Annotated in this window: 7 protein-coding genes and 2 pseudogenes; 2 read left to right on the top strand and 7 right to left on the bottom strand. The window is 49.4% G+C overall.

Going from position 1 to position 13,085, the window contains the following annotated elements; all coding sequences use genetic code 11:
* Positions 1-10: 10 nt before the first annotated feature.
* Positions 11-676 (bottom strand): sigma-70 family RNA polymerase sigma factor, encoded by a 666-nt coding sequence (locus NYE33_RS13555; protein WP_042139201.1) that lies wholly within the window; start codon positions 674-676, stop codon positions 11-13.
* Between the two features lie 196 nt (positions 677-872).
* Here NYE33_RS13555 and NYE33_RS13550 point away from each other — a divergent pair.
* A pseudogene (locus NYE33_RS13550) lies at positions 873-1,433 on the top strand (cation transporting ATPase C-terminal domain-containing protein); the annotation flags it as partial.
* A 94-nt stretch (positions 1,434-1,527) separates the two neighbouring features.
* Here NYE33_RS13550 and NYE33_RS13545 read toward each other — a convergent pair.
* A complete protein-coding gene (locus NYE33_RS13545; protein WP_042139203.1) occupies positions 1,528-3,354 on the bottom strand; it encodes an APC family permease in 1,827 nt (608 codons plus the stop codon).
* Between the two features lie 397 nt (positions 3,355-3,751).
* On the opposite strand from NYE33_RS13545, the gene NYE33_RS13540 reads away from it, so the two are divergent.
* Positions 3,752-3,979, top strand: coding sequence for a hypothetical protein (locus NYE33_RS13540; protein ID WP_042139204.1), 228 nt, complete (start codon positions 3,752-3,754; stop codon positions 3,977-3,979).
* A 263-nt stretch (positions 3,980-4,242) separates the two neighbouring features.
* Here NYE33_RS13540 and NYE33_RS13535 read toward each other — a convergent pair whose 3' ends face one another.
* The 5 genes and pseudogenes from NYE33_RS13535 to NYE33_RS13515 all read right to left on the bottom strand — a co-directional run bounded on the left by NYE33_RS13535 (position 4,243) and on the right by NYE33_RS13515 (position 13,034).
* Positions 4,243-6,891, bottom strand: a complete 2,649-nt coding sequence (locus tag NYE33_RS13535) for a glycosylhydrolase-like jelly roll fold domain-containing protein (protein WP_042139205.1) — start codon at positions 6,889-6,891, stop codon at positions 4,243-4,245.
* 90 nt (positions 6,892-6,981) lie between these two features.
* Positions 6,982-7,718, bottom strand: a pseudogene (locus NYE33_RS13530) (SDR family NAD(P)-dependent oxidoreductase).
* A 4-nt stretch (positions 7,719-7,722) separates the two neighbouring features.
* Positions 7,723-10,005 (bottom strand): beta-glucosidase family protein, encoded by a 2,283-nt coding sequence (locus NYE33_RS13525; protein ID WP_042139206.1) that lies wholly within the window; start codon positions 10,003-10,005, stop codon positions 7,723-7,725.
* Positions 10,002-11,279, bottom strand: a complete 1,278-nt coding sequence (locus NYE33_RS13520) for a glycoside hydrolase family 1 protein (RefSeq protein ID WP_042139207.1) — start codon at positions 11,277-11,279, stop codon at positions 10,002-10,004. Before NYE33_RS13520 ends, NYE33_RS13525 begins: the two co-directional genes overlap by 4 nt.
* 195 nt (positions 11,280-11,474) lie before the next feature.
* On the bottom strand, positions 11,475-13,034 hold the full coding sequence (locus NYE33_RS13515) for an ABC transporter substrate-binding protein (protein WP_042139208.1): 1,560 nt from the start codon (positions 13,032-13,034) through the stop codon (positions 11,475-11,477).
* Positions 13,035-13,085 lie beyond the last annotated feature (51 nt).

Here is a 13,085-nt window from a genome sequence, read left to right as displayed (position 1 = left end):
AACGTACACTCTACGCGCTAATTTTATCGTAAGCTTCGTAATCCGCGCGTACACGGAGGATTACTGAGCGGATGGCCTGGCGCGACATATCGAGTGAGCGCGCGACCTCCGACTGCGTATAGTCCGCCATTAACATGTGGATAACCCGCTGCGGCTTTGGCTTTAATCGCGCGATAAACTCGTCAGCGGCCAGGTGCGTATAGTCGTCCGTACTGCTGCGCTTATCTTCATCCGCCAGTCCGTCCGTCTTCGCTATACGTATACAGCGGAGGGCTTGGCGCGCTTGCTTAACAGTGATGCCGAGTTCCAGCGCTACGACTTTGGCGCTTGCATCCGCCAGGCCAGCGCGGTTAATCCGTTTAATCAGCGGATACAGCCAGTTCGGTATGCGGATGCCGGTAGATGGCCGCCGGGATAGTGCGTTTCGGATTTCTCCGTATATATGCGGAAAGGCGAACGAGCCGAACGGGACGGATGCGTCGTTATAGCGATCGTATGCGTTAATGAGTCCGATAGCGCCATCGTTCATCGCGTCGGTGCGCGGCGTATGTGTGGCGGCGAGTTGACCGCGAAAATAGCGCACGATTATCTTTTCTATGAGCGGCGTGTTAGCGGTAATGAAGTCTGCGCGGGATAGCGGACCGAGTAGCGGATTATCCGGGAATTTAGCGTTCATGTGCGTGATACCTCCGTTGGTTTAGATAATGAAAGTTTAGCGCGAGAAAGGGGCAGAAATAGGCGGACGCGGCGATAGTCGTAGAAATTAGCGGTTTACATTTGCGCGCACTTGGGTTATTTCTTTTAATTCTTTTAAAGATTTAATATCTTTTAAGTTCTTTTAATAATAGGGATCACGCGGATTAAGCACTGTATTACACATAGACTGGATTAACCCGTTCACCGCTATCCAGCTGCTGTTCATCAACCTGGCGAACGATTCCCTGCCCGCTATTGCCCTGGGCATGGAGAAGGCTGAGCCGGATGTAATGAGCCGCAAGCCACGGGACATTGGCGAAGGCATCTTCGCCGGAGGCATGATGCAGGCTGTCATTACCCGCGGTCTGCTGATCGGGATTGCCGTCATTGTCTCCCAGTACATCGGGCTGCAGCATTCCGATGAAATGGGCATTGCCATGGCCTTCACCACGCTGATTCTGGCGCATACGCTCCAGACCTTCGCAGCCCGCTCCAACAGCCAGACCTCTGTGGAAGCCGGCTTCTTCAGCAACAAATATGTGATCGGCGCTGTCATGGTCTGCTTTGCCTTCTACGGCATTGCCGTCCTGCCCGGCGTCAGAGACATTTTCTCCATCCCCGCTTCCTTCGGGATGGACCACTGGCTCACAGCCACTGGCCTTGCCGTTGGCTCGGTCATCGTGATGGAGCTGGCGAAGCTTGTCCGCCGCGCATTGCCGTCTAAGCAGGCCGCTTAGGCTTAGCTTAGAGGATTGGAAATAACAAAAAGCCTGCACGCCCGGTATGGGGTGCAGGCTTCTTTTATGAAACCAGCCTAATGTATGAAACATATTACTTCTTCAAATGATAAGGAACAGTAGTGACAATAACATCGCTGCGGAACAGTAACCGGGCACGTATTAGCAGACTCGATTGATTATGAAGGATGTTATGCCAGCCTTTCTTCGGAATGAACTGTGGAATGATGACTGTTACCCTATGGTTCAGCTCTGCGGCCTTCCAATTGATCGTATCAATGAATTTGGTCAACGGTTGTACGATGCTTCTATAAGGAGTATACAGTGTCACTAATCTTATTTCCGGCTGCCACTTTCTCCATTTCTCCTCGAATATTGCTTCCTCTTCTCTTTCGAAAGGCACATACACGGCGATAATCTGCTGCGGATTCAGCGATTTGGCATATTCCAGGGAGTTCATCACCACATGAGTAATTCCGGCAACCGGCACGATGATTACATTGCCTTCAATCTTAATCGTTTCCTCACAGGTGGTTATTCTGAGCTGGTCGGCAACGGCCTCGTAATGCTTATGAATCCGGTGGAACACCAGAAGGAGAATCGGCAAAAATACAAATACCGGCCAGACCTGTGTGAACTTGGTCAAGAAGAACATCATCGTAACGATGAGGCTGATTAGAGCACCAACGGTGTTGATGATGAATTTTTGCAGCCAGCCCGCCTGTTTTTCCCGGAGCCACTTAACCATCATTCCTGTCTGTGACAGCGTAAAGGGAATGAACATACCTACAGCATATAATGGGATCAATTGCTCTGTCTTCCCTTCAAATACATAAATCAGGAGCATAGACAGAACACCCAGGATAATAATACCGTTAGAGTAACCCAGCCGGTCTCCACGCATGGTGAACATCTGCGGAATGAACTTATCCTTGGCCAGATTCACAGCCAGCAAGGGGAATGCGGAATACCCGGTGTTGGCAGCCAGAATCAGTATTAATGCAGTGGTTCCCTGTATGAAGAAATACATCGCATTCTGGCCGAACGTTTGCTCGGCTATTTGCGACACGACCGTCACATCAGCACGGGGAGCTATACCATAGTAATAGGCTAGCACAACAATTCCTGAGAACATAACAGCAAGTAAGGCTCCCATGGCCACTAAGGTTTTGGCGGCGTTAGAAGCCTCCGGACTTTTGAAATTCGGAATGGCATTGGATATCGCCTCTACACCCGTTAACGCAGAGCTCCCGGAGGAAAATGCGCGCAGCAGCAGGAATAGACTGATCCCCGCTACCGGCGTGCCCAATGAGGTATGCAGCTCTGCCGGAACGTTACCGGTTAAAATGTTATACAAGCCTGTACCAATCAGAATGAATAAAGCCAGCACGAATAAATAAACCGGATAAGCAAGTACGGAAGCGGATTCCGTTACCCCTCTTAAGTTTAGAATCGTAATCAGGATCACGAAGACAATAGCGATAACTACTTTATGCTCATGCAGGCTTGGAAAAGCTGAGGTAATCGCGTCCGCACCGGCCGATATACTTACTGCCACCGTCAAAATATAGTCCACCAACAACGAACCGCCGGCAATCAGTCCGGGGTATTTCCCCAAGTTTTCCTTGGATACCACATAGGCTCCACCACCATGCGAATAAGCAAAAATTATCTGCCGGTAGGACAAAATGAGTGCGGTCAGCAATACTAATACGCCAATCGCAATCGGGATGGAGTACCAGAAGGCAGCGGCCCCAATTGTAACGAGAACAATTAAGAATTGTTCCGGCCCGTACGCAACGGAAGACAAGGCATCTGAAGACAATATAGCCAGCGCTTTCTTTTTATTTAGCTTTTGTTCTCCTAATTCGGTAGACTTTAAGGGCCTGCCGATCAGAAATCGTTTTAAAAATGAGATCACGTTCCGTTTCAAGATTCACATTTAATCGTTCAAAGATAGAATTTATAATAATATGCAAAAAAACACCTCTTTCTCTAAGCAAAATGAATAGAGCTAGTTGATGTCATTACTTGGCTATTTAGTTGGATTACTATTTTTTTGTTCCATTAATTCAGTAATTTCAAAAACCATGCTACCATCCCTTCCATTGGGTATAAGCATTAATCCCTTATCAATGATTCCATAGTATTTCTATTTTAACCGCATATGACTCACGTTATTCTAATACGGATAGTTTGCGCTGCATAATCCTCTATTAAGTTGAAAGCGATAAGCCATTAAACGATCTAAGGCAAAGTGTCCTAAACATCATAGAACAGGAATAACGAGTTATTGACGATACTGGGAGGGGGTACAATTGACAGCAAAAATTTACTTATTCTCTTATCAACCTGCTAAACCAGGCTGGACAGATCATTGTGTAAATTCACATCTGGATAGTCTATATGACATTAAACATGTCCATGATCGTATTTATCTGATCAAAACTGATGATGATATCGATTTATTGGTAACCGCTAAAACGGTTTCTTTTTTTAAAAAAGTTAAGTCGAGCAAACACATGAGAAGAAAAAAGGTTGAGTAGAAAGATCAAGGAAATCCAGGTTCCTGGTAAAAGAGTGGAAAAAAAGCCGAACGAAAATCAGGAGTTAATTCCTGATTTTCGGCGGCTTAGTGGTAAACTTTAAGTGGTGAGTGGCAGACTTTAAACAGGCGAGATGGAGATAAATGTCGCAATTATGATCAGCCAATTCGCTCAGTGATGAACCTTTGCGGCAAGCTGGCTCGTATTCTGGTTGCCAAAGCTCGCAGCGGTGAAGCTTACGACCGATCATCTCATAATTTTATTTACTCTTCATGCTCAGACAGATCGCCAACGAGCAACCGGATTGGCCCAAGCAACCCGCTTGGCTCGAGCTGCCCCATACGCGACAAGGAATCAGGCGTCTCAAGCACAAGCGTATTGGTCACTTCAATGGCAAGCGAATTGATGCCCTCCCGTGCCAAGTCACTGATGTCGAACCGATAAGGAGCGGCAATGCGGACACCTGCGGATTCCCCATTCAGGAATACCTCAGCCGTTTCGTAAGCTTCGCCAAGATCGATCGCCACGCGATTTCCGGACGCAGATGACCAATCGAATTCAGTCTCATAGCGAATCGTCCCTGAGAAGGAAGGTAGCAACTCCTCTCGGCTTAGATCCGATAACATCTCCAATTCACGCCATGGCGTAAATTCCGGATACTGCTCGGATTTGGCCGTAGAAACCGACCATGGTCCCTCGAGGCGCGAATGTTCGCATACTGCCCTCCGCGGCTCGGTGTTAATCTTGGCTACACCATTTCCTGCGACCACGACAATGCTTTCCGTTGGGTGTAATGTTAGCCGCAGAATGGATCCGTTGCCATCCGGCACGTATTCCAATTCTTGGAGCCTATTGGCATAGGCATCATACGCTAGCACACCCTCCGATACCGGCAGACGAACCTCCGTATCGATGGCCTTGCGTGGGTGCTCGTTGAAGAACATGAAGACGTCCATATCCGAATGTCTCACATGGTAGTAACGCAAGAACGGCTCGCTTTCCCTGACCTGCACTTCGTAATAACCGGATTGATTCATCCTATCCGCGAGTTTTTTGAGAGGAATGACCTCGATCCGCTCGTTCTCGGCAAGCCTGGCTAGCTCATTCGGATGATGCCCCCCCTCGCTAGACCTTCGCGGAAGTTCATCGATGAAGAAAATGGAGAGTCCCTGCTCCGCCAGCTCATGCATGCGAACCAATACAACTGTTGGAAGTGCGTCGCTGTAGGGAACTATAAGACAATCGAAGGTCTCGCCGTGCATGCAGAGCTTGCCGTCTTGAACCGTGACGTCTTGAACGATCGTATCGCATGGCAGCACGTCGCAGTCGATCTGATTTCGAATCAATTCTTTAACGGGCTTGTGAAAATACATGTAGTCCCCAGACCATTCCGCCTCGGCATGATAGAGCACGGCTGCAGATGCAACGTGCGTTCCGCCCGACAGGAGATGGCTCAACCGATTCGTATAAGCATTCAGATATTTGTAATATCGGTATTGCGGGTTCTTGCCTCTGGCATAGAGATGCGGTGGGCAATCCCAGTCCGGATATTCTCGCGGTGAGAAGGCATGAGGAACGAAGTAGTTCACGCCGCGGACAAGCATGTGATCAGTTAGCCACTTCATTAACTTAAGACCTTCTGTCCAACCATAAGCACCGAAAACCTCGGCCATCGTACGCCCTCTCTTCTTCGGATCCAAGTGGGCTAACGACACGGCCATCTTAGCCATGCCATAGTTGAAGAACTCCGAATCGAGTTCTCCTACTATTCCTTTTGTTGGAATTTCGTCGAATCCAGGACGAAGCTGCCAGAGAACGACATCCAGTCCGGACATGTCCTGTCCGCCAAGTGCTCGAAAGAAATGTCCCGCGCCGCTGCCGAGCCGGGCGTGAACACTGTTATCTTCAAGTACATGGCCGATATACTCGCCCCCGCGCTCCCGGCACCAATTGCCGATCTGATCTGTGAAATTTTCCGCGTACAGCTTGCTCACAAGATTCATGTAACAGTAACGAGTTCGAGATCCATTCTCGCCTTCATCATGCCAGAGCAAGGGAAGCAGCCTTTTATAGTCAGAACCTAGCTCCTTCTCCATCAGGCTGTGCATCTCTATGCTCCATGGAAGCGTGGCTCCCTTCTTGCCCGTTTTAGAATTAAAGTCCCATGTATCCCTATCGCTGTAGAAGCCAGGCTCGTCCGAGAAGAAGCCGGCCAACGTTCCACCGAAATCATTACGGTAACGTGCATAGAATGCCTCATGCACGGTATCGATCAGCACGCGAACGGACTCGGCCACGAGATAATTCACATAGTCGCTTTTCTTCGGATCCCCACCATGCTCTCCCTCGATAATCGTGAAGATGCGCCAATAGCCGTCGGGCACGCTCCAGAACAATTTGCCATTCTCTACGCTAGCCGTCAGGTCGATACTCTCCTCCGTTAATCCCCCAGTTACCGGATCACGCTTGACCGCGATTACCGCAACCATACTGCCTCCCCTGCTGAACGCTTCCGGGCGATAAGGCACAGGTGATACCAAGAAAGCGGAATGCGCACGCGGACCTATGGCATCAACATGACTTTCCCATAAAAAAAGACGACGGAGTTCAGGTGGCGCATCCTTCAATCGGCCTGCCGCATGTCCGGTCGGGAAGTGGTCGTCATCCAAAATCCACACCTTCATACCACGCATCCTAGCCTCATCCATAATGACGTCTATATCCATCCACCATTTGGGTCCCAGGTAATCCGGATGCGGCCTCGCTTCCACGCAAACCGCCCGAATGCCAGACTCGTGGATGCGGGCCATTTCTTCGCGCAGCACATCATCCCCTTCCCCATGCAGCCAAAAGAATGGTAAAATATAATTTTCTTCTTTGCCTGATAGCACTTCCAAAAGTTTCGACGTCATGGATGTATTCACTCCCTAGTCCTATTAGTTACTAAATTACGTGCGGTATTCACCAACGGATTCTCTCCATTCCAGTGTGGACGGCAATCGTCATGAAGCGGTTGTGCCCCCGTCGATGACTAGCTCTGTACCCGTTACGAACGATGCTTCATCTGACGCTAGGTACAATATACCGTTTGCGATATCGTTCGCCGTACCGAAGCGCGGCAGCGGCGTCCTCTCCTCGAACTTCTTCTTCAGCTGTTCATGGAGAAGGATGCCTTCCGTCATTGGTGTAATGATCAGCAAGGGTAGACGGAATTTACCCTAATATTGTCCTTTGCATTATCTACGGCCGCCGCTCTGGAGATAGCGCGGATTCCGCCTTTGGATGCGGCATAACCGTTGAACCCTCCTCCGACGAGTCCAGCAAGGGAGGCGATGTTCACGATTGAACCGCCGCCAGCCTGCTTCATGAACGGTATGGCGTGCTTCATTCCCAAGTAGCTTCCCGTCAGATTAATATCCAGCACGCGTTTCCATTCATCCGTCGTATCCGATTTGCTGCTACTGCCTGCGCTATTCACAAGCACGTTAACCTTCCCATAGGCGTAAATTGTCTTCGACATGATGGATATCCAATCTTCCTCTACGGCAACGTTATGCGTAAATGTGATCACTTCGCCATGCGAGGCCCCGATTTCTTCGGCTGCGACGTGCAAGTTCTCCGAGTGAATGTCCGTTAATACGACTTTAGCACCTTCTCGAGCCAACAGAATTGCGCTAGCCCTTCCGATGCCGCTTCCGGCACCAGTTATGATTGCGACTTTTCCGTTCGCGCGTCCCATTCTTCTAGGACTCCTCCTTCAACCGAATCAGCAGCCGCTCAATAATCTGATCCGCTCTCTCCGCACGGTTCGGATCGAAGTAGAACATCTTTCGCATCGGCATGCCCAGTACCATTTCCGCATGATCGCCTTGAAGCGCGTTTTCGATTTGCTCCTTCATGTTCTCCTCGGACAAGATCGCGAACAAGGTTCGTTTTCCGTGAATCGATGTTACCCAGTCTTTCACAAGACTATCGCCGGTTAAAGTTATTTCCAGTTTATCCGTGGATACCACGGTTACGGCTTGTCTCAGGCAAATATCTCTCGATGATTTGCCCAGACAAACTTCGAACTTGCCCGTCTCCATCACCCATTTCTTCCGGGTTGGGTCATAGTAGGAAAAATCCCTTTTCTCCAGCCGGATACGAATAGTTGTCGTTTCGCCTGGACGCAGGTTGACTTTCTCGAAGCCTTTTAGCTCTTTCTCAGGCCTGATTAATTTGGCCTTCGCATTCATCACGTACAACTGCACGATTTCTGCGCCTTCCATTGTGCCGATATTTGTAATGTCGGCTTCAACTATCAGGCCGTCCATATCCTTTACCGTATCCCCGCTAAGACGCAGATTTGCATAGTCGAACGACGTATAAGATAATCCATGCCCGAACGGGAACAGCACCGGCATATTCTTCTTGTCATAATAGCGGTAACCAACGAAGATGCCTTCCCGGTATTCGACCTTCCCTTCTTCTCCTGGAAAATTAAGGTATGATGGATTGTCTTCCACTTGACAAGCGAACGTCTCCTGCAGTTTCCCGGCCGGATTCGCTTTCCCGAACAAGATATCGGCAATGGCAGAGCCGCTTGCCTGACCGGATAGCCAGCCTTCCAGAACTGCCTTCGCATCATCGATCCAAGACATCGATGTTGCCGATCCGTTGCTTAAAACGACAATGATTTTGTCGTTAACATTCGCAACCTCTCGCAGTAGCGTGACTTGATCGTCAGGCAAATCGATATGCGCTCTATCGTAACCTTCCGATTCCATCTTATCCGGCAGTCCGAGGAACAGCACGACAGCCTCGGAGCCCTTTGCGGCTCGAACAGCTCCTTCCAGCAGTGTCTGGCTCATAAGCTCGTCTTCCAACGAATAGCCCTGAGCATATACCACTCCAACCGTTTCTCCAGCATGAGATAAGATGTGATCGAACGGAATATCGATTTGGGTCGCGTTGACCTTCGAGCTTCCGCCCCCTTGAAAGCGGGGTTGAACCGCCATTTGCCCGATGACCGCAACGGATGACGTCCCGTTCGCGTCCAGCGGAAGCAAATTGTCCTCATTCTTTAAGAGAACGATGCTGCTTACCGCGGCTTTCTTAGCCAACAAGTGGTGTGCCTCATAATCGACTGCAGAACCGGTATCCCGCCGACCCAACGCTTGGAACAGGATACGAAGAATTCTACGTACGGCGTCGTCCAAGACTTGCTCATCGAGTTGTCCCGATTTGACCGCTTCGACGATCCTCTTATCGTTCGCTGGAGAAGGGCCCGGCATCTCCAGATCGAGTCCGGCAGAAAGAGCATTGACCCGATCGCTCGTCGCCCCCCAATCGGACAATACGATTCCTTCATAACCCCATTCGTCTTTCAAGATCTCTCGTAATAAGTAGGGATTCTCTGTCGCGAATTGACCGTTCACTTTGTTATAAGCGGCCATGATCGACCATGGCTTCGCTTCCTTGACGATCTTCTCGAATGCGGGTAAGTAGATTTCACGAAGCGCCCGCTCATCGACTTCCGCGCTGATGCTCATCCTTTCGTGTTCCTGGTTGTTGCATGCATAATGCTTCACGCTGGCTCCGACGCCTTGATTCTGGAGTCCCTTAACGTATGCGGTTCCGAGCTCCCCAGCCAAATACGGGTCCTCTGAAAAATATTCGAAGTTTCTCCCGCCAAGAGGCGAACGCTTCATGTTGACGCCTGGGCCGAGCAGGATCTGAATATCTAGCACTTTCGCTTCCTTAGCCAGCGCTTCTCCGACTTCGAACATCAACTTTCTGTCCCACGACGATGCCAATGCGGAAGCGGTCGGATAACAAGTGCTAGGTCGATTGTCTGTCACGTCATGCATCCCGAAATCGTCTTCCCTGTTCGGGTTTCTCACACCATGTGGTCCGTCGCTCACGATCATGGACGGTATGCCCAGTCCGTCGAGCGATTCCGTCTTCCATCTGTTCATGCCCGAGCATAGGGACGCCTTCTCCTCTACCGTCATTTCGGCAATTAATGCGTTCAAATCGCGGATCATGATTGCAAAGCTCCCCTCTGTGCAATGCTCCCAAGATGGTAGGCACTTGGCTTGGGTATGCGCTTCTGCGTCGACCGGTCCACTGCCACGAGCCCGAACGTCTTGGAGTAGCCGAGCTGCCATTCGAAATTGTCCAGCAGCGACCAATGCATATAACCCTTGACCGGGATCCCGTCGGACACGCAAGCATGAACGCCCTTCAAAGCTTGATCAATGAAAGCCACGCGTCTCTCGTCATTGTCTGTTCCCACGCCGTTCTCCGTAACGAATATCGGCATATCCAGATTTTTGGATACGTAACGGATAACGGACTCTAACCCTTGCGGATAATATTCGTAACCCATCTGCGTTTTCTCCGCATCCTCCGGAACCGGCAGTTGACCGTCAGGACCGTATATTTCTCTGGTATAATTTTGAAGTCCGAAGAAATCATCATCCTTCAAATAAGGCAAGAATTGTTGGAATTCCTCCTGAAGGGCATGCTCCGCATGCTCTTCGCCGCCGGAGACGCTTTGGAAATCAAAGAGCGACAGCGTAATTCCGATCAGGATTTCCGGCCGAATTTGCTTCATTGTCCGTCTTGCCTCTTCATGCGCTTGGAATATAATCTGCAACCCCCTCTCCGTTCGAGGTGCTAGAAACGGGTGGACATCTTGCGGTGATATACCGAACGCATTCCCTAAAACCATGTAATATTCTTTCATTCGGTTTGCAAAATCGATATTAATGCCGACTTGCGCGGTAGAAGATGCCGATTGGAATTGCTTTATTATTTTGGCGATGCCAATTGCGCCGTTCGCCTCATTGATTGTGCATGCGTAAGGAATCATTTCGCCCAGTTCCCTAATGACGTAACCGCAGTAACGGGCGAAGCGTTCAGGCGTCTTCTCTGATTCCCAGCCCCCTTCGCGAATGAGCCATGCCGGAGAGCTAAAGTGATGGAGCGTCACGATCGGCGTAATCCTGAATGCCTTGCAGGTTCTTAGAACATCGCGGTAATGCTCGATCGCTTCTTCGTCGAATTTGCCCTCTTCAGGCTCGATTCTTGCCCATTCGATGGAGAAGCGGTATGCATTCAGTCCGAATCCGGCCAGCATAGCGATATCTTCGCGGTACAGCCGATAATGGTCTACGGCATCCCCCGATGGCTCTTTGAACGAGGTTACCTCCAAATGTTCCATGAGCCAAAAATCGGAATTCGTATTATTGCCTTCTACCTGATGTGCGGCGGTTGATGCCCCGAACAGGAACCCGGCAGGAAATTGAAGTGTCATTTTGTACATCCCTCCATGCAGAATTAATATAGTTTTACTTCTCTGATACTACTTTAATTGTAGGGGAAGCAGAACAAGTCAACTAACGTAAAAGCGACTTTCTCAATGGCGATATCTCGACATCTTTAACGATACGTTTACTCAAAACGAAAATAAAGGCCGCTCCCACTGTTTAGAGGGAGCAGCCTTACAATCTTAGTGTTGTTCTTTCGCAGCCACCCAAGCATCCAACTGCTTTTGCTTCTCTGCGATTACTTTATCGATCCCAGCCGTTTTCAATTTATCTATGAACTCTTGCAGCTTCTTAGCAGGATCAACCGTGCCGGTCTCCAGAACCTTCCGGTATTGTTGCATGACGTTATTGATAGCCGTGATTTCGTTCTTGACCGGCTCTGTGTTGAATGCGAAGCCAAGCGCTTTCGATCTAATGGCGCTATCATTATATGCCTTAGTTAAGTTCCAAGTTTCAGGATCTTCCGACTTCATGAGGTAAGTCAGGAAAGCATTGCCCATTAACCAGGATTCGTTGCGATAGCCAACTGTAGTCGCATCGATGCCGGCCGGATAATCGATGGTCGTATCCGTTACCTTCACATAATGTTGGCCCTCGATTCCCCACATCATAAGGTTAGTGATATCTTTGTCCGTATACATGAGGTCCAAGAACATCATGGCACGTTCCGGATTATTGGAGTTTTGGCTGATCGCCCACAACCCGGCCATTACTTTCGAAGTCGTCGCATAATGATCCGGCTGCAACTCAACGAATATCAATTCTTGCCCGATCTGACGCTCTTGTGAACCCTGCATGCCCGGATGATAATTCACGAAGTAGGAAAATGAGCTGCCGGATTTCACAAGATTCGATTCCGGAACCTGAGCCGTTGCCGCGTCCTTATTCACATAGCCTGCCTTGAACCAGTCATGCAACTTATTGACCAGACTTTCGTATTCATCGGATTCGAAGTAATTCTCCACTTTCAGCCCGTTATCGAATCCAGGCAATACGCCAATATGGTTACCCAGCGAATCATACGTTAGATAAGTGGAGGTAACGCCGCCTAATCCGATTCCAAGTGCAACTATTCCAGATTCATTGTCCTTAATGGTCTTAAACACGTTGTCCAAGTCATCCAGTGTCTTAATGGAAGCCACATCGATGTTATGCTTCTCGACCAGGTCCTTCCTCATCATTATTCCGCTTTTCCCCGCATAATCGTGAATCGTAGGCACGCCATAAATCTTGCCGTCGACTTCGGCGCTCTGTAAATATTCAGCCCCAACCGCTTGCACGATTCCCGAACCGTATTTGGACAACAGGTCATCCATAGGAATGATCTGTCCGTTTGCAGCTTGAGTCGGATAGCCTGAACCGAAAGTAAACGCTAAATCCAGCTTTTCGCCGCCGGACATCATGAGATTCATTTGTTGCTGCCATGCGCCGATGCTGATGGGGAGAATTTTCACCGTCGCATTGATTTTGGCTTGCGTAATTTTGTTGATCTCGGCTTGAACTGCTTCCATGTCTTTCGGGACTGTACCGAAGATCGGCATTGCTAACGTGATTTCATACGGGTCTTTCGTGGCGTCATCCCCGCCTTCATTAGCTTGTCCGGCGTTCTCCCCATTGGAAGTCGAAGAAGAATCAGGTGCAATGTTTCCCTCACCCTTGTTGTTTGACGCACAAGCGGCAAGCATGCTGACCAACATGAATACTGCAAGCAATAAACTAGCTAATTTTACTTTCCTTCTCATGATACTTCCCCCTGATTGAGATAATGGTTTGTTGCCTCTTCATATTAGCTC

Origin of the sequence: Paenibacillus sp. FSL R10-2199 (genome assembly GCF_038000235.1) — a bacterium.
In the GTDB taxonomy this organism is placed as follows: Bacteria; Bacillota; Bacilli; order Paenibacillales; family Paenibacillaceae; genus Paenibacillus_AQ; species Paenibacillus_AQ phytohabitans.
This window is presented reverse-complemented; position numbering and strand designations above follow the sequence as displayed.